The organism is Kamptonema animale CS-326, assembly GCF_028330895.1.
Classification (GTDB): Bacteria; Cyanobacteriota; Cyanobacteriia; order Cyanobacteriales; family Microcoleaceae; genus Kamptonema; species Kamptonema formosum.
Genome location: NZ_JAQMUA010000240.1, coordinates 23,493 through 38,721, shown reverse-complemented (window position 1 = coordinate 38,721; position 15,229 = coordinate 23,493). Strand labels below are relative to the sequence as shown.

General features: G+C 42.4%; 20 protein-coding genes. 8 read left to right on the top strand and 12 right to left on the bottom strand.

Annotated features, from left to right (window positions below; all coding sequences use genetic code 11):
- Nucleotides 1–5 precede the first annotated feature (5 nt).
- Both asnS and PN499_RS13835 read right to left on the bottom strand, forming a co-directional pair.
- A complete protein-coding gene (asnS, locus tag PN499_RS13840) occupies nucleotides 6–1,397 on the bottom strand; it encodes an asparagine--tRNA ligase (protein ID WP_272032544.1) in 1,392 nt (463 codons plus the stop codon).
- Between the two features lie 304 nt (nucleotides 1,398–1,701).
- Nucleotides 1,702–2,307, bottom strand: coding sequence for a Uma2 family endonuclease (locus PN499_RS13835; protein WP_272032543.1), 606 nt, complete (start codon nucleotides 2,305–2,307; stop codon nucleotides 1,702–1,704).
- 257 nt (nucleotides 2,308–2,564) lie between these two features.
- Between PN499_RS13835 and PN499_RS13830 the strand changes: the two genes are divergently transcribed.
- From PN499_RS13830 to PN499_RS13815, 4 genes are all read left to right on the top strand, one after another.
- Nucleotides 2,565–2,933: a XisI protein gene (locus PN499_RS13830; RefSeq protein ID WP_272032542.1), complete on the top strand. Its 369-nt coding sequence runs from the start codon at nucleotides 2,565–2,567 to the stop codon at nucleotides 2,931–2,933.
- Nucleotides 2,934–3,049: 116 nt separating this feature from the next.
- Nucleotides 3,050–3,262 carry a hypothetical protein gene (locus PN499_RS13825; RefSeq protein ID WP_272032541.1) on the top strand — a complete coding sequence of 71 codons (213 nt, stop codon included), beginning with the start codon at nucleotides 3,050–3,052 and terminating at the stop codon, nucleotides 3,260–3,262.
- Between the two features lie 90 nt (nucleotides 3,263–3,352).
- Nucleotides 3,353–3,577, top strand: a complete 225-nt coding sequence (locus tag PN499_RS13820) for a type II toxin-antitoxin system HicA family toxin (protein ID WP_272032540.1) — start codon at nucleotides 3,353–3,355, stop codon at nucleotides 3,575–3,577.
- Complete coding sequence (locus PN499_RS13815; protein WP_272032539.1) at nucleotides 3,574–3,792, top strand: type II toxin-antitoxin system HicB family antitoxin; 219 nt, start codon at nucleotides 3,574–3,576, stop codon at nucleotides 3,790–3,792. Before PN499_RS13820 ends, PN499_RS13815 begins: the two co-directional genes overlap by 4 nt.
- A 138-nt stretch (nucleotides 3,793–3,930) precedes the next feature.
- On the opposite strand, the gene PN499_RS13810 is transcribed toward PN499_RS13815, so the two are convergent.
- The 6 genes from PN499_RS13810 to PN499_RS13785 all read right to left on the bottom strand — a co-directional run bounded on the left by PN499_RS13810 (nucleotide 3,931) and on the right by PN499_RS13785 (nucleotide 9,259).
- Nucleotides 3,931–4,209 (bottom strand): type II toxin-antitoxin system RelE family toxin, encoded by a 279-nt coding sequence (locus PN499_RS13810; RefSeq protein WP_272032538.1) that lies wholly within the window; start codon nucleotides 4,207–4,209, stop codon nucleotides 3,931–3,933.
- Nucleotides 4,196–4,465, bottom strand: coding sequence for a type II toxin-antitoxin system prevent-host-death family antitoxin (locus tag PN499_RS13805; protein WP_272032536.1), 270 nt, complete (start codon nucleotides 4,463–4,465; stop codon nucleotides 4,196–4,198). The genes PN499_RS13810 and PN499_RS13805 overlap by 14 nt, the downstream gene beginning before the upstream one ends.
- 183 nt (nucleotides 4,466–4,648) lie before the next feature.
- A complete protein-coding gene (locus PN499_RS13800) occupies nucleotides 4,649–5,899 on the bottom strand; it encodes a hypothetical protein (protein WP_272032535.1) in 1,251 nt (416 codons plus the stop codon).
- A 65-nt stretch (nucleotides 5,900–5,964) separates the two neighbouring features.
- Nucleotides 5,965–7,710 (bottom strand): ATP-binding protein, encoded by a 1,746-nt coding sequence (locus PN499_RS13795; RefSeq protein WP_272032534.1) that lies wholly within the window; start codon nucleotides 7,708–7,710, stop codon nucleotides 5,965–5,967.
- Nucleotides 7,707–8,798 (bottom strand): hypothetical protein, encoded by a 1,092-nt coding sequence (locus PN499_RS13790; RefSeq protein WP_272032533.1) that lies wholly within the window; start codon nucleotides 8,796–8,798, stop codon nucleotides 7,707–7,709. The genes PN499_RS13795 and PN499_RS13790 overlap by 4 nt, the downstream gene beginning before the upstream one ends.
- Nucleotides 8,799–8,899: 101 nt before the next feature.
- Entirely contained in the window at nucleotides 8,900–9,259 is a 360-nt protein-coding gene (locus PN499_RS13785; protein ID WP_272032532.1) for a sll0565 family protein, read from the bottom strand.
- 138 nt (nucleotides 9,260–9,397) lie between these two features.
- On the opposite strand from PN499_RS13785, the gene PN499_RS13780 reads away from it, so the two are divergent.
- Nucleotides 9,398–9,679, top strand: coding sequence for a DUF6439 family protein (locus PN499_RS13780; protein ID WP_007357444.1), 282 nt, complete (start codon nucleotides 9,398–9,400; stop codon nucleotides 9,677–9,679).
- 105 nt (nucleotides 9,680–9,784) lie between these two features.
- Here PN499_RS13780 and PN499_RS13775 read toward each other — a convergent pair whose 3' ends face one another.
- A complete protein-coding gene (locus PN499_RS13775) occupies nucleotides 9,785–10,258 on the bottom strand; it encodes an ATP-binding protein (protein WP_007357443.1) in 474 nt (157 codons plus the stop codon).
- A 250-nt stretch (nucleotides 10,259–10,508) separates the two neighbouring features.
- Here PN499_RS13775 and PN499_RS13770 point away from each other — a divergent pair, with 250 nt between their 5' ends.
- Nucleotides 10,509–11,411 (top strand): alpha/beta fold hydrolase, encoded by a 903-nt coding sequence (locus PN499_RS13770; protein WP_272032555.1) that lies wholly within the window; start codon nucleotides 10,509–10,511, stop codon nucleotides 11,409–11,411.
- Nucleotides 11,412–11,683: 272 nt separating this feature from the next.
- On the opposite strand, the gene pyrR is transcribed toward PN499_RS13770, so the two are convergent.
- Genes pyrR through PN499_RS13755 form a run of 3 tightly spaced genes read right to left on the bottom strand, consistent with a single transcriptional unit; the run spans nucleotide 11,684 to nucleotide 13,821 of the window.
- On the bottom strand, nucleotides 11,684–12,217 hold the full coding sequence (gene pyrR, locus PN499_RS13765; protein ID WP_019487233.1) for a bifunctional pyr operon transcriptional regulator/uracil phosphoribosyltransferase PyrR: 534 nt from the start codon (nucleotides 12,215–12,217) through the stop codon (nucleotides 11,684–11,686).
- A gap of 43 nt (nucleotides 12,218–12,260) precedes the next feature.
- A complete protein-coding gene (gene cbiB, locus PN499_RS13760; RefSeq protein WP_272032530.1) occupies nucleotides 12,261–13,322 on the bottom strand; it encodes an adenosylcobinamide-phosphate synthase CbiB in 1,062 nt (353 codons plus the stop codon).
- A gap of 55 nt (nucleotides 13,323–13,377) precedes the next feature.
- Nucleotides 13,378–13,821, bottom strand: coding sequence for an Rrf2 family transcriptional regulator (locus PN499_RS13755; protein ID WP_272032529.1), 444 nt, complete (start codon nucleotides 13,819–13,821; stop codon nucleotides 13,378–13,380).
- 264 nt (nucleotides 13,822–14,085) lie between these two features.
- Here PN499_RS13755 and PN499_RS13750 point away from each other — a divergent pair, with 264 nt between their 5' ends.
- Nucleotides 14,086–14,478 (top strand): AbrB family transcriptional regulator, encoded by a 393-nt coding sequence (locus tag PN499_RS13750; protein ID WP_007354722.1) that lies wholly within the window; start codon nucleotides 14,086–14,088, stop codon nucleotides 14,476–14,478.
- A gap of 446 nt (nucleotides 14,479–14,924) precedes the next feature.
- Nucleotides 14,925–15,062, top strand: a complete 138-nt coding sequence (locus tag PN499_RS13745; protein ID WP_272032528.1) for a hypothetical protein — start codon at nucleotides 14,925–14,927, stop codon at nucleotides 15,060–15,062.
- Nucleotides 15,063–15,229: the final 167 nt, after the last annotated feature.

Here is a 15,229-nt window from a genome sequence, read left to right as displayed (position 1 = left end):
CGAATCTAAAAATCGATCGTCAAAGGTGCTCTAGGAAAAGGAATTACATCTCTAATATTCCCCATTCCTGTCATAAACTGCACCACCCTTTCAAATCCTAAACCAAAGCCTGCATGAGGCACTGTGCCATAGCGCCGCAAATCTAAGTACCACCACAAATCCTCTTTATTCATTCCCTGCGCTTCGATGCGTCGTTCGAGTACATCTAATCTTTCTTCCCGCTGGGAACCGCCGATGATTTCTCCAATTTTCGGCGCTAAAACATCCATTGCCCGCACTGTTTTTTCATCGTCGCTCAAGCGCATATAAAATGCTTTGATTTCTACTGGATAGTCGGTGACAATTGTAGGCTTTTTAAACAGGTCTTCTGCTAAATAGCGCTCGTGTTCTGACTGCAAATCTAAACCCCATTTTACAGGAAATTCAAATTGCTTATCTGCTTGCTCCAAAAGCCTGACTGCTTCGGTATAAGTGAGCCGCTCAAACTGATTGTTGATAATATTTTCAGCCGTTGCCAAAACTGTCTTGTCAATCCTCTCGTTGAAAAATTCGATATCTTCCTGGCAAGTTTCCAACACATATTTAAAAATGTGTTTTAGGAAGGCTTCTGCTAAATCCATATCGCCTTCTAAGTCGCAGAATGCCATTTCTGGCTCTATCATCCAAAACTCGGCTAGATGGCGGGAAGTATTGGAATTTTCCGCTCGGAAAGTCGGGCCAAAGGTGTAGACATTCCCGAAGGCCATCGCCATGACTTCTGCTTCTAATTGACCGCTAACTGTGAGATAAGCTGGTTTTCCAAAAAAGTCTTTGGTAAAATCAATTTGTTCTCGATCGTTGCGGGGAATATTTTTCAAATCGAAGTTAGTAACGCTGAACATTTCCCCGGCACCTTCGCAGTCGCTAGCGGTGATAATGGGAGTGTGAACCCAGAGGAAACCGCGTTCTTGAAAAAATTGGTGGACGGCATGAGCGCAGGCGTTACGGACGCGAAATACGGCACTGTAGGTATTTGTGCGCGATCGCAAGTGCGCGATCGTCCGCAAAAATTCAAAGGAATGACGCTTTTTCTGCAAGGGATAAGTTTGCGGATCTGCATCGCCGTAAACTGTCACCGCCGAGGCTTTCAATTCTATTCTTTGTCCCTTGGCTGGGGAAGCAACTAATACTCCCGTGACTTCGACGGATGCACCTGTATTTAATTGCTTGACAATGTGCTCATAGTTTGGTAAATTTAGATTGATTACGACTTGTAAATTAGCCATTGCTGAGCCGTCGTTAACTTCGACAAAGGCAAATTCTTTCAATTCCCGCTTGGTGCGAACCCAACCTTGAACTGTTACATTTTCGTCAGGTTGACCATTTCGCAGAATGACTGCAATCCGTTGTGTTGTCATATTTTTTAAGAGTGGGATCGATTGAGGTTGTATCTGTTTATTCTATTATAAAACTTTCCTAACCCAATGAAGCCATAACTTCGATTTTGGATAGGTGTTATAGTTCAATTGCCAAACTCTTTGACCACTTGCCAGATTTTTGACCCTGTTATGTGGAATCGCTAAGGCTAAAAAACCCCAAGATTTTCAACTCTTTTAACTCATCCAAGTATTCGTTGGTAACTTTCATAAATTAACGTAACGGAAAATCGCAATTTTATTATTCAAATGTCTTTTAGTATAATCAGGTTGATATCCTCAAGACTTACCCACCATTAAAAATTTGCTCCGCTGTCAAATTCAACTCAGGAAATACCGCCGACTCAACTCTTTCATCTCCCCGAAACAGCCTAATCTGATATTCATCCTCTATTAAATGACAAACGGATAAAGTAGGCTGTTTAGGAGAACCAATATAACGGCTACCGCCTAAACCTAAATAATCGACAATCCAGTATTCAGGAATGCCTAATGCTTCATAATCTATCATTTTATGTGCATAATCGTCGCGCCAATTTGTGCTAACAACTTCAACTACTAACTTAACAGAATCTCCCTGAGTAATGACTGATTCTCGTTCCCATCGAGACTCATTGGCAGCTACAGCTTGTTTATCTAATACAACCACGTCCGGGTCGTAGCCAGTTTCGCTTAATTTAATTGTACATTCCTTGGGAATAAAGTAAGGAAGTTGTAATCGCCTAATTTCAAAGCCAAATTCGATTGTTTGAAAACCTGCGATCGCTGAATGTTTACCAGTTGGATTAGGCATCTCAACAATAACTCCGTTATGTAGTTCAAAGCGTCCGTTTTCTGGTTTCCATTCCAGAAACTCCTCGAAAGTTATCAACTTAGATATCGCTTGAATCATGGGAAAACCTCCAATGTTCTAACATCATTTTAACATAAGATAGAGCGATAATCTTTTTTCCCTGACCCCATTTCTACTACTGTTCGTACTTGATAGTCAGTAAGTTCTCGCTTGAGAGGACGTGGTACACATTATCTTGCACTTCCACTAAATGCTTTTACCGAGCTTTTTGAAGGAGAAATGTTTGGTCAGATATTGTTAGACAATAACCGCCTAAATCTTGTGGTTTTCAATCCCAAAACGGAGGAAATAGTACAATGGATAGCTTAAATAATTATCGCCAACTGGTTAAGCAGATGCTTACTGAATACGCTGAGATTCCAGGTTTTGACAGTGGGACGCAAAATGAAACAATTTTTGATGGGGAAAATGACCGCTATCTGTTACTAAATATAGGTTGGTTTAATGACCAACGCATTCACCATTGCGTAATTCATATTGATATTATTGACGGTCAGGTGTGGATTCAAGCAAATAATACCGATCGCCTGATTGCTGAGGAGTTAGTTGCAGGGGGTATTCCTCCTGAATCAATTGTTTTGGGACTTCAACCACCTGATGTTAGACCTTATACTGCTTATGGAGTGCCTTCTAAACAGCATCAGCGAGAATCCTTGAAAGTATGATAGAGTGCGATTTGAGTGGGAAGGCGATCGCTTTTTTCATTGTCTAGTCTTCAGCAAATTAGATTAAAATCTAGTAAAATAAGACAGATCATCATCGCCGCCAAAGCTAACTCACTATGCAAGCCGTAACATTTGACAGTATTTTAGACGCGATTGAAACCTTGTCTATTGACGAGCAAACTACTCTACTTTTCATCATGCAGCGGAGACTTCGCGATCGCCGTCGCACCGAAATTGCTGCTAATATTGCACAAGGAAAACAAGACTATCAATCGGGAAATGTCTTTCGAGGTACTGTTAATGAAGCGATCGCACAGCTAAATCGTTGAAAGTTATCACTTTTGCTCAATCGTTTAAACTTGCCTATTTGGAGGGGTGGAAAAAAAGTGATACAATAGAGTAGAGAAGTAGACAAAACCATGCCCAGGAAAATTAGAGAGTTGAAAGGTCAAATTGCGCGTGAAGGTTTTGTTTATCTACCCAAGCGCGGCAAAGGTAGCCATGAACGTTGGCGACATCCACTGCTGAGAAAAACATTGACAATTCCCGGCAAAGATGGAGATGATGTGCCACTCTACCTAGAAAAGCAGTTAGCGCAGTTATTAACTGAAATCAATGAGTTAAGGGAGGGCGAGGGTTTATGAGTCGATACAGTATGATTGTTCAATGGTCTGATGAAGATGGACTTTTCCTAGTCACAATTCCAGAGTTTTCCGATCGCGTGGTGATGCCTTGTACTCACGGTCAAAGTCGTGAGGAAGCAATTCATAATGGCGAAGAAGTGATTGAAATGTATTTGGAAGCTTGGGAAGCCGAAGGTGAATCTATCCCTGAACCTAGCACGCTTCAAATTGCTTGAATTGTTTAAAATTCTGATTAGAGATGGGGTGTCTGTTGATGTACTTGAAAGTGGGGAAGTGATACCATTGACAGTTTTGGGTAAATATGAAACTGTTGACAAATCTTTTTTTCTATGGTCTTAAAAAGGGGCGATAGTTTAGAAAAGGCGTTCTAGTTTTTTGTAAACTTCATCGTCGTTACGTTTGCCAACCAAAATAACTTCTACCAAATCTTCCTCTGGACTAAACTTATAAACGATGCGATATTCACCACTGTCTACCCGATAATAACCTGAATAGCCAATTAGTTCCTTACTGTCATTAGGCAAGGGATTAACGTTCAGGGCTAAGACTTTTTTCGCAATTTGAGCGGCAATTTTAGGTTGCAAACCGTTGAGAAAATCGAGAACTGTTTGTAGACCATCAAGTTTCGCCATTAGCCAATTGTTTGAGTGTTTCTACAAAGGTTTCTGTACCTACAATTTGAGAGTTATTCCATGCTGCTTCTGCTGCTTTACCTAAAGCCATATCTTCAAGTTGTGTCAGTCTCTCTATCAAAAGTTTATAGGTATCAACAGACATAACTACGTGGCTTGGCTGCGATTGCTTGGTGAGTAGAACAGGCTCTAAAGCAGCTTTGTCAAATATTTCCTCGTGTCGGTTCTGAGCTTCTATAAGAGTGTAACTACGCATGACCCTTGTTTAGTTTGGTGATTTTGTACATTATGTCTATTCTATCGGAAATAGGCAAAAGTGTAAAGGTCTATTGCATAAAAGTGAGGGTGAGATGGTGCGATCGCTTTTAGGAGTGAAGGCGCGATCGCAAGTCTAACAATTTACTGCACGGAACTTAACGGAGCGCGATCGCATTTCCAATTAAACTCTCCGAAATGTTAGAATTTCTGTAATATCAGTCAGCATAATTTGATTGGCTTTAGCTTGATTATTCATTCTAGCCATTTGGGGAGTTTGACTTTGCTGAATTCTACGGCTTGAATAAGCTTTATCGTAAAGAATATACCCAGCCAACTCCCACAAAGAGCGGATTATGTCTGTAACCATAAAAATTTGCTTTTTAGCGACATCTCGATAGTTCGGCGAAATTACAGTGCAAAGGGTTCCTGTTTGTTGTGCTGCGGCACAATTTTTTGCAATTGTAGTCATTGCTATTTGCCAATCTTCTAACGACATATTAGCTAAATCTGCCGAATTATTAGAATATTGTTGGACAACCATTCCATAGTAGGGAATGTCCATAACAATGTAATCAGGGTTTTCAACCGGAAATTTTTTTATCAAATCATGTTGAGTAATTAAATCTTTGTACTGCCCGTGTGGAGTTAAATCAAACATCTTGAGTTCAAAATCGTAAACGTGCTGACCCATCCACTCTTGACGAGCTTCATATACTCGCCAAGCCTGACCAGAGCCTGCCATTGGTGCAATGACTAAATCCCCTGGCTTGACGTAGTACCAGAAGCAGTTAGCATAAATTTCACCAGGAATGTAACCTCTGTATTCCCCCAATTTTTCATCTATTCGACCGTATTGAACAGTGCTAAAATTCCAATTATCAGAAGGCTTAATGATAGGGGTAAATAGTGGTTCACTATCTTTTTTTTGTTGATGGCGAAGAGCACGCAGTATAGTAGTTGTGGATAAATTCGTCTGTCTTTTGGTGATCGCTTCAGTCCTCAGATCAGTAATTACAGCTTCAAAAATTTCTGCTGGAGCGCTTGCAAGTTGCTGAAATTTCAACCATTCGTTTTTAGTTAAGCCAAGGTCTGAGAGAGTAGGATTAGAAGAAGAAAGCTTGTCACTTAAACTGTCTGTTTTTTGTGTTCTCCCTCCTTTATCTTTATCTATAGCTTTCAACATTTCCCCTAGCCGTCGCTCTATTCTGATCCTCAATTCAGTAGCATCTAGCTGTACCTCTTTGCTTAATCTAAATTTTTTTGAAATAGCCTCTAGTGCATTGACTTTTTGTAAAACATCTTGTACCTCTTCTAAGCTCTTGGCTTCGGTTATATCACCTCTTGTAGCTTCCAAATACTCAATCACAGCAGTTTCCTGATTGCCACTAATAACAGTGGGAATGATAGCTGAGCGATTTTTTTCCAATTTCACGATATCTTTCACTTATAAGTTTTCTTTGGCATCAATTGAGAAGATGTGCGGCGCTGTTTTTGCAATTAGAATCCTATTATATCTTCTTCTTGGGTTTGTTGTAGTGCCTGGGCTGGTTGTTCTTGCTGCTGCAATAACTCCTCAGTAGTAAGCTGAAAAGGCGATAAACGCATTCTGGCATTAACTACTGCTGAAGCACCAAATAGATCGACAAGTGCCTCACCAGGCCCAAAATTCTTAGTCATGGAAATTTGGGCATCTGCGGCTTTCTCTAATGCTCTTTGCGCTTCACTGGCTCGGTTATGCCGATGAATAATGCGAGTGTTTAAATTATTCAAAATATCATCAGGTATCTGAGCAGCACTCTGAACAGCAATCGTAAAAGCAATTTGTCGGCTTCTGCCTTTACGCACTCCTTCACTAAGTACATTACCTATTGCAGAGGCAAACTGCTTACTACCATTGAAGAGGTCTTGAGCTTCATCAATATGGTGCAGCACGGGGAAAGTAATCTGGCGTTGCTCCTTAAGATCGTAAACTCGCTTAAGCATATAGTTAAGGAACAATCCATAGTCACGTCCTCCACTGGCCTGTCCCACACGGATAACTAACGCTCTTCCAGGTTGTAATAGATTAGTAGGATCGAACCATTGTGGTTGTTGAGGGGTTTGATCTTGACCAAATACAGCCGCACTCGGACTGGATCTTCTGCCTCTAGTACCGCTAGAATTTGCCGTTGGACGGATTGGTAGTCCACCGTCAACCCAAGCGGGACGACGATTACGGCGAAGCATCTTACTGACCATCGCTTTGTAAGTTGATGCTTGTTTTCCTCCCAGTCGCTCTCTGGCGTGTTCAGGTGGCTGCCAAGGATTTTGGTTGCTAGTTACCCATTGAAAAAAGTCTCCTAGCGTCCAAATTAATGGCTCGTTACCATTCTGATCTGCGTGTCGCTCATCGTCGAATTCTTCTAATAAAGTCTCAAATTCTTCACGGGAGTTAGTTTCATTAGGAGGATAGTACATTACTGCTGCCAGAACTGCTGGATCGAACTCTGAGGCTGGAATAGCAATTGGAGTACCTTGAAAGGCAGTTGATTCATCACCCAAGTAGTAAAAATTAGCGTTTATTCCTTCAATCCAGTTTGTGTCTTGGTCTGTTTGACCATTCCCATTTAAAATGTCTGTTGCTTCTTGATTAGGTCTATTAATATGCTGATAATCAGGCTTGTGATCGTAAATAATCACTGCAAAACCCATTTGTAATGCTGCCCGAATGTAATTAGCACAAGAATTAGTTTTTCCGCTCCCAGTTGCACCAGCAATCAAGCTTTGATAGAAAAGTGTTCTTGAATTAAGATAAATACCAATATTTGTATCGATAATTTTTCCAATTCGATAACGTTCATCCACAGGAGGCAAGCTTAAGTATCTGATAATCTCATTTTCTGTTGCTTGTCTTGCAATAGATCCAATTTGGGGTCGCCGACGAACGCTACTTGGTGGATATTGTGAAATGTCTTTAATTAAGTTTACCTGATAAAAATAAACCTCTCGAACTACAACTTCACGAGCATAGTTATTCTGCTCTAACTGCTCAAAAGCATTGATTGTGGAATTATCTTGTGGGCCAAGTGCCGAGCGATTTAAGTTCGCTTGTGGCCCAACAACTTGTCCAAAATAGTTCCTGCGACTTGCGCGATCTTCAACGATTACAAAATCGTTAGCTGATAACTCAGGCTGATTAAAAGTGTAGCCACAAATTAAACTTAAGTCAGAATTGATCGTGTCAGGAATTTGAATGAGTGTCATCGGTAGTTACCTTCATTTGTAATATCTACTCCCATACGATAGTTATTGCGCTGGATTTCGCTAATAAAGGAGTGTTTAATTGCCTGGGAGTTGTTGCTTCCTCTGAGATGCCAATCAACCGTTTCCAGCAAAAGCGGGATTTCGTGGTTAATTGTTGGACTAGCATCTTGGCGCAATAAGCTGACTGCGTATGATAAGTCAGCTAGAGCGCATTCAAAGGCAAATGCTTTCTCAGCAGGACGATACACGACCCGGACATACTGCCCAGGTAATGCACCAATCCAGTTATTAATGCTTCTGTTATCTCTAAAGCGTCGTTGATACTGGTCTTGGATAGGACACAGGACAAATCCTTCTCCTCTTTCTAAACTCATGGCTGTCCACTTACTAATTGCCCATGAACTCCCCAAATCTTTGATTACACCAATAAAACGCTTCCCTGTTTGCATCATCTCAGAATAAAGTTCTCGTCCTGAATGCTGGGTAATCAGGTTTTGAGTAAAAATAGGTCCATCTAGTAGCACGATATCTTGTTTACACTTATCATCATCAATTGCGACTTTTCGTTCTTGGTGTTCTCGAAATGTAGTTGCCCAAGATCCTTTCGTCTGCCGAGCATTATCTAAGTCGTCGCATAAATTCCACAAGTCGTTATCATTCGCGGTAATCTTATCAGGTGTTGCATATTTAGCATTTGTCCAAGTCAAAACAAACTCTGGTTTATGGCGATTCTGGCTTGTAATACATCCAACTCCAACACCATAAAAAGATGTGGTCATTAAGTCAGTAATAGGTAAAACATCTGTAGAGTCAATGGCTGCAATTGCCCCAGTGCTTAAATCTGCTGCGACTTCTTCATCGAAATTATTTCCGTATGTATTGAAATCAAATAAAAACTGAGTTGGACTGTTAGCATCTTGCATGAATTGGCGTATCCGACGCTGCACAGCTTCATCAGATTGGTGAAGATTCTGGGCAATTGTTTGGTCTGCCGAAAAATCAAGAAAGAAGGTTTCTGATACTGAACGTTGGTGAGCCAGGGCAGAATCGAATATCCCCTCATCAGACTGTGTATTTTTCTTGGTCATCAAGCATTACTTCCCATACAGACTAAGCACATTTGCCCAACTCCTTAAGCATTCTACCTTAAATGAATCGCTATCACATCTCAGCAAAACATCAATCGCACCTACCCCACAAAAGACTTCAACATCCAACCAATAATAATTCCCACACCCCCAAACCGTACAGCCTGCCAAAAAGGTTGCTTCAAACTTCCCCAGCTAAACAAACTACTTTCCAAATTAAGTTCTATAGTTTCCAATTCCTGCTGAATTTGTCGCAATTCTGCCTTAAACTCAGGTAAAGGATTTCGACGCTGTTGCTGACGAATATCCTCCCGTCGATGTCCCAGTTCAACCTGTCGATCGCGATCGCGCTTCACCTGTTCGTAACGTTCCTTAACATCCGCAAGCGATCGCTCCACTTCCTGCAATGCTTGTTCCAACTCCGCTTCACTATCACCCGACGAATCTTGAGCAGTTTTCATCCTTAATACCCTGACAATAATTAAGAAAAAATATCGGCAAATTACTTATTACTCTTCTCTGCGGTATACTAAAAACCTTAAGTGAATTAATTTTAAATCTCTCTCAGTGATATAAACCAAACTATCTCCCTAGTAACTATGCTAAAAACTACCCAATCATCACCCAGCATCAACCTCAACGAACTTAGCACAATCGAACTCGCCCAAGCACTAGCCCAGCGCCTAGCCATCTCCGAAAAAGATTGGCATAGACTCAAAGCTAACCGCTCAGCTCGCGCCAGCGAACAAGCAGCAGCCGCCTTAGTATTTTTGCTCAAAAACCAAACAGAGGAAGCTCTACCCCGCCTCAGTCAAGCAGTAGGCTGGCTAGATAAGTCAATCTCTGCTCCCCCTTGTCCCACTCACGGACACGGTAAATAGTTCCGCATTGTGAGATTGTAGGAGTATAAAAGTAAGCGATCGCTCACCTTCAGCTTTGAGCTAATAAACTTCTTCATTAACTCAAAACTCAAAATTGATTAAACCCTAACGCACATAAGGCAACCGAGAACGGCGGTCAACTTCTTTGCACAGAGTTAACTCTGTACCCTGAGAGTTCCACTCCACCCGATCGAAAATTTGATAAAGAATAAATAACCCCCTGCCACATTCTTGTTCAACATGGGGGGGGGTAAAGTTATCTGTATGTGGATCGCACATAGATGGGGGGATACTACATTCACAAGGGGCGCAAAAGCCTGAGCCCTCATCTGATATCACCCACAACAATTGATTTGACATAAAGGAAAAACGTACTGCAACTGTTTTGCTGGGATCTAATTTGTTCCCATGCTTAGCAGCATTCACCAAAGCTTCCTGAAGTCCCAACCGGAGTTCCGCTTTCCACGGAGCCGGAACCTCTGCTAAAAGCAGATCCAAAATAGGACAAAGGTAGAGGGTAGAAGCGAATCTAACCGTAACCCACTTGCGCCCTACGGGGCGCGGAGATAAAGCAATCACTCAGAAAACTCCCTAACTGTCAGGTGGATAACATTCACGCCCTGCATAGTTGGCTCCCCTACTTATTGAATATGTCCACTTAACTGAACATTGCAATTCTACTTATATTCCTAGATTATCAAAATACTTAACAAAAGAGAATAGCTTGGGAAAATATTCTTCAGCAGACCGAACACTAGGCGATCGCCATCCCTCCCCCCTCCCGATTTTTCGATACAATGGTTCAAATAACTTATTAAATCTTTACATCATGCAGGCAACCCCAGCCATTACCACAGCATCTATACCCGGCACTTACTGGCAGTGGCGGGGACAGTCAATTTACTACATCCGTGCCGGAGAAACGCACCCCCAACGCCCTCCCCTGCTATTAATTCACGGGTTTGGCGCATCTTGCGACCACTGGCGAAAGAATATCGCCGAACTGAGCAAAGATTTTGAAGTGTGGGCGATCGATCTCTTAGGATTTGGGCGTTCAGCTAAACCAGAATGGCAGTATGGCGGCGATCTTTGGCGCGACCAACTTGATGATTTCATCACCAATGTTATTGGTCGGCCAGCAGTATTAGCTGGGAATTCCCTGGGAGGTTATGCAGCTTTGTGTGTCGCCGCTCAACGTCCAGCCTCAGCCGCAGGATTAATTTTAATCAACAGCGCCGGGCCATTTAGCGAGCCACAACCTGCCCCCGACGCGCCTCCCTTGCAAAAAGCCCTTGCCTCCCTAGCTAAGGTCTTATTTCAACAAGATTGGGCAAGTTTTCTATTATTTCAGTATATTAGGCAGCGATCGGTAATTCGGAAAACCCTAGAAAAAGTTTATCTCGACCAAAGTGCGGTGACAGATCGGTTGGTGGAAGAGATTTATCTTCCTTCCTGCGATCGCGGTGCAGTTAAAGTATTTGCTTCTGTCTTTAGGACACCTCAAGGGGAAAAAATAGATGTATTGCTCAGTCAAATGAGCTGTCCCTTGTTAATGTTGTGGGGAGAAGCCGATCCTTGGATGAATTCACAAGAAAGAAGCGCCAAGTTTCGCCAACATTATCCTCAGTTAACAGAACATTTTATCCGCGCCGGCCACTGTCCCCACGACGAAGTACCAGAACAGGTAAACGCTCTGATCGGTTCCTGGGTGCGATCGCTCTTTAATAGTTAACTGTTAACTGTTAACTGTTAACTGAACGTAAGGTGGGCGATCGTTGCAATAACAGGACTTACGTACCCAACCAAAGAAACCGGGTTTTTTACGAAAATACTTCTTTGTGACCCACAGGTGTTCTCCAAAACCCGGTTTCTGAGACTCCATGCGTAAGTCTTACAAAAGCGATCTTTCTCATAGCCTCAGATGGTAGTCAGCGATCGCCCACCCTACAACTTGGGTGCGATCGCTCTTTACACAGTTAACGGTTAACGGTTAACGGTTAACAGTTAACCCTTAATTAATTCCACTCCATCGCGTCCATCCAAATCTTGAATGTAAACCTTAACTTGTTCCTCCTTAGCAGTCGGCAACTTTTTACCCGTAAAATCAGGGTGAATTGGTAACTCTCGATGACCGCGATCGACTAACACAGCTAACCAAATTATTTCCGGCCGACCATACTCTGTCACTGCATTCAAAGCCGCGCGAATTGTCCTACCTTTATATATAACGTCATCAACCAGCACCACAATTTTGCCACTGAGATCGAAAGGAATATCAGTTCTTGCCGGCGTGCGGATCGCAATCTGATCTAAGTCATCCCGGTAAAAAGTAATATCTAGAGCCCCCACAAGCACTTGCACTTGTTCGAGCATCTCAATTTGGGTCGCCAACATCTGCGCCAAGGCTACACCTCTAGTATAAATTCCTAACAATGCCAAATCCTTGGGATTGCCAGATTTTTCTACAATCTGGGAAGCGAGGCGATTGACAGTGCGGCGCAGTTCTTCCGAAGATAAAATTTGAACAATTTTAGTCATTGCTTGCTGGGAGTTGGCGATTGACTGCAAAACTGGCCAGCAGTCAAAACACAAAGAAGAAAGTATAAAGCAAAAATGATAATCCCAACCAGATCAGAAAGCAATATCTGGTCAGTTGTAAAGCTTGATTAATTTTTTCCGCCGCGATCGGATCGATCGCTTCGCCTAAAAGCGGTTTATTTTTGAGAACCCCCCGATAGGAATTAGTACCTCCCACCTGGACACCCAAAGTTGCTGCATAAACGCATTCACTCCAGCCAGAGTTAGGACTAGCATCTTTAATGGCATCTCTTTGACATATTCGCCAAACATAGCCCGGTTTGCCAGATAGAAAAGCTAACGTAATTACAGTTAAACGGCAGGGAACCCAGGTAAGTAGATCGTCAAGTTTGGCACTGAACCAGCCTAAATCAGTTAAGGGTGCTTCTTTATAGCCAACCATAGAATCTAATGTACTCGCTGCTTTATAGGCGATCGCAAAAGCCACCCCCAAACAGAGACACCCTTCACTCGCTGCAAACATCCCACCGCTAACAGATAATATATAACTCGCTGCAACCCCAACTACCCCATAAAATAGCGGAGCCATTACCCCATCGACAGCATTTTCCGTTACAGTTTCTAGTACCGCCCGTAGAATTTCTGGCTCAGATAAATTTTCTGTATCCCTGCCGACATAAAAGCTCAACCTTTGGCGTGCCTTGACTAAATCCCCCTCATTTAAAGGATGTAGCACATCTTGTGCGGCAGCCCTTAAACTTTTCCCAGCAAAACAGCTTGCTAAAAGGATACTTTCGAGTGCGATCGCGAAAATAGGGTCAACCCAGTTAGCAACTTGCACCGCTAACCAAACCAAAGTTCCGCTACCAATAACCAGCAAGATCGAGCCTATTGTACCTACCAAGCGGAGCGGTAGGATAGACATCTCATCTGTCGGATTATTCCATATATTAAACACAACTTGAGTGTAGCGATCGATTAGCCAACCCATCACCCGCACCGGATGCGGCCAACCCCAAGGATCGCCAATTAAATAATCCAAGATAGCAGCCAAAAGTAAAACAGCAGCAGGCACAGCATCAGGCAGCAACATCGATAAATTCATCCTCGATCTTCATTTCCGGCATTAAGAATCTTTAACCCTTTTTGTAAGCGATCGTTTAAATGATAAAGCTCGTTTCTTCCCCTTGTACGGCTTGCCAACTGCGAACGTCATAGTATAAGTCTTCAAGGGAAATACTGTAAAGAGCTTCTGTAATCTTTTTGTGCAAACGGTTCCACAGAGAGAATGTCACCCAATCTTCTGCAACACTAGCATCTGGGGAATGACCAGCTAAAGGTTCAATTGTTTCACCTACAGCCTCTAAGATTTGTCCAAGAGAGATCGAAGCAGGTCGTCTTGCCAATTGATATCCTCCTTGAGTGCCACGAACTGATAGAACTAAACCAGAACGCCGCATCTCAATCAGCAATTTTTCTAGATAAGGTGCAGGTAACTCTTGTCGGCTTGCGATCGCTTTCACAGAAGCCGGCCCGTAACCAGGTTGCGAGCTTAGATCGAGTAGCGCCTTCACACTATAGTGTCCGCGAGTGGTTAACTTCATTGACAGTCAGATATGGGGCAAATATTTAGCTAGCTGATAGCTCATAGCTTACGCTACATAGTTGAGAGATTGCTTCGACTCGGCAGCTACTCCTTAAGAAAGACTCGATATTATCTAAAATATTTTTAATCAAGTGGTTAACTATTTAGCAGATCGGTGTAATATAGTTTTACGACCAGCTATAAAGCTAAAGTTTCTTGGTCATAGCAAAAGTAAGCCAAGAAAAAAATCGTACACCTGTAGTTGACTATTTCGGAACAGAAGATGGCTAAAAAGAAAAGTATCGAGCCCCTAGAAGGCGAAGCTCTCATCAAGAAAGTTAAAGAGCTAGAGAACCTTACCAAGGAAGAAAAGGCAAGAGCCTGTGGCTACTACACCGTTACCAAAAACGGCGTAGAACGGGTCAACATGATGAAGTTCCTCAATGCTCTCATTGATGCTGAGGGTATTCAGCTTGATGGTAAGCAAAATGGTAATGGACGCGGCGGACGATCTGCTAGCTATCGCATCAGCGTTCAGTCTAACGGTAACTTACTGATTGGCGCAGCCTATACTAAACAGATGGAACTCCAGCCTGGAGATGAGTTTGAAATCTCTTTGGGACGTAAGCACATTCACCTGCGGCAAATCGATCGAGAAGAAGAAGAAGCAGTCTAAGCTTCATTCTCTAAAACTTCCCTCATCGCCCCTGAAAGTGTACGGCTTGTATAAATGGTGGCAATGGCTGGATAACGGCCACTGCCAGCGCTTATATTATTGTCCTAAAATACTTAATTTTATTTCTCCGCTACATCGTTACTAGGTGAGCAGGGAAGTTTTCATACAACTGTTAGGAATGCCTGCCAAGGTTAGCCTATGCTTAGCAATGGCTATCTTTTCACAGGCTTTATAGCAGAACTTGAGAGGCAGCTATACTCAAATATTTAGCAATCTATAGTATTTCTCACGTAGATCGGCTAAACTTGCTAATTGTTAATTGCTAGGGGCGGATCTCACTTGCTTGAGAAGCGCTATAGAAAGAGACAAGGATTTAACGATAAAGAAGAGATTAAGCCTCTGGGAATGTTAGCGGTTGCATTTTTACCGACTGGCACAATATTTATATGTCATTGGGTGTGAAACGAAGCGATCGCAGTATTTGGAGATGGCTTTACAAAGTCAAGCGCTACACGCAGGCACTTGTCTTGGCAATGACAACCCAACACAATGACAATGGCGATCGCCATCACAGCAGAAATTAGCAGCCACTAAGTAAATCTATCTAATGGGACTTAAACAATAAGTTAGCGATCGGCATGGTAAAATCAACTTAGTTGCCGCTTTATTTTAATTACGCTCAATATACAAGTAAGGTGAGCATTGCCCACCCTACAAAAACTTCTATTTCAGATCGAATTTAAAATTGCTA

Excerpts from the sequence above, each read along its gene's own strand:
- asnS (WP_272032544.1), bottom strand. The coding sequence starts at position 1,397 with ATGACAACACAACGGATTGCAGTCATTCTGCGAAATGGTCAACCTGAC.
- PN499_RS13835 (WP_272032543.1), bottom strand. The coding sequence starts at position 2,307 with ATGATTCAAGCGATATCTAAGTTGATAACTTTCGAGGAGTTTCTGGAA.
- PN499_RS13830 (WP_272032542.1), top strand. The coding sequence starts at position 2,565 with ATGGATAGCTTAAATAATTATCGCCAACTGGTTAAGCAGATGCTTACT.
- PN499_RS13825 (WP_272032541.1), top strand. The coding sequence starts at position 3,050 with ATGCAAGCCGTAACATTTGACAGTATTTTAGACGCGATTGAAACCTTG.
- PN499_RS13820 (WP_272032540.1), top strand. The coding sequence starts at position 3,353 with ATGCCCAGGAAAATTAGAGAGTTGAAAGGTCAAATTGCGCGTGAAGGT.
- PN499_RS13815 (WP_272032539.1), top strand. The coding sequence starts at position 3,574 with ATGAGTCGATACAGTATGATTGTTCAATGGTCTGATGAAGATGGACTT.
- PN499_RS13810 (WP_272032538.1), bottom strand. The coding sequence starts at position 4,209 with ATGGCGAAACTTGATGGTCTACAAACAGTTCTCGATTTTCTCAACGGT.
- PN499_RS13805 (WP_272032536.1), bottom strand. The coding sequence starts at position 4,465 with ATGCGTAGTTACACTCTTATAGAAGCTCAGAACCGACACGAGGAAATA.
- PN499_RS13795 (WP_272032534.1), bottom strand. The coding sequence starts at position 7,710 with ATGACACTCATTCAAATTCCTGACACGATCAATTCTGACTTAAGTTTA.
- PN499_RS13790 (WP_272032533.1), bottom strand. The coding sequence starts at position 8,798 with ATGACCAAGAAAAATACACAGTCTGATGAGGGGATATTCGATTCTGCC.
- PN499_RS13785 (WP_272032532.1), bottom strand. The coding sequence starts at position 9,259 with ATGAAAACTGCTCAAGATTCGTCGGGTGATAGTGAAGCGGAGTTGGAA.
- PN499_RS13780 (WP_007357444.1), top strand. The coding sequence starts at position 9,398 with ATGCTAAAAACTACCCAATCATCACCCAGCATCAACCTCAACGAACTT.
- PN499_RS13770 (WP_272032555.1), top strand. The coding sequence starts at position 10,509 with ATGCAGGCAACCCCAGCCATTACCACAGCATCTATACCCGGCACTTAC.
- pyrR (WP_019487233.1), bottom strand. The coding sequence starts at position 12,217 with ATGACTAAAATTGTTCAAATTTTATCTTCGGAAGAACTGCGCCGCACT.
- cbiB (WP_272032530.1), bottom strand. The coding sequence starts at position 13,322 with ATGAATTTATCGATGTTGCTGCCTGATGCTGTGCCTGCTGCTGTTTTA.
- PN499_RS13755 (WP_272032529.1), bottom strand. The coding sequence starts at position 13,821 with ATGAAGTTAACCACTCGCGGACACTATAGTGTGAAGGCGCTACTCGAT.
- PN499_RS13750 (WP_007354722.1), top strand. The coding sequence starts at position 14,086 with ATGGCTAAAAAGAAAAGTATCGAGCCCCTAGAAGGCGAAGCTCTCATC.
- PN499_RS13745 (WP_272032528.1), top strand. The coding sequence starts at position 14,925 with ATGTCATTGGGTGTGAAACGAAGCGATCGCAGTATTTGGAGATGGCTT.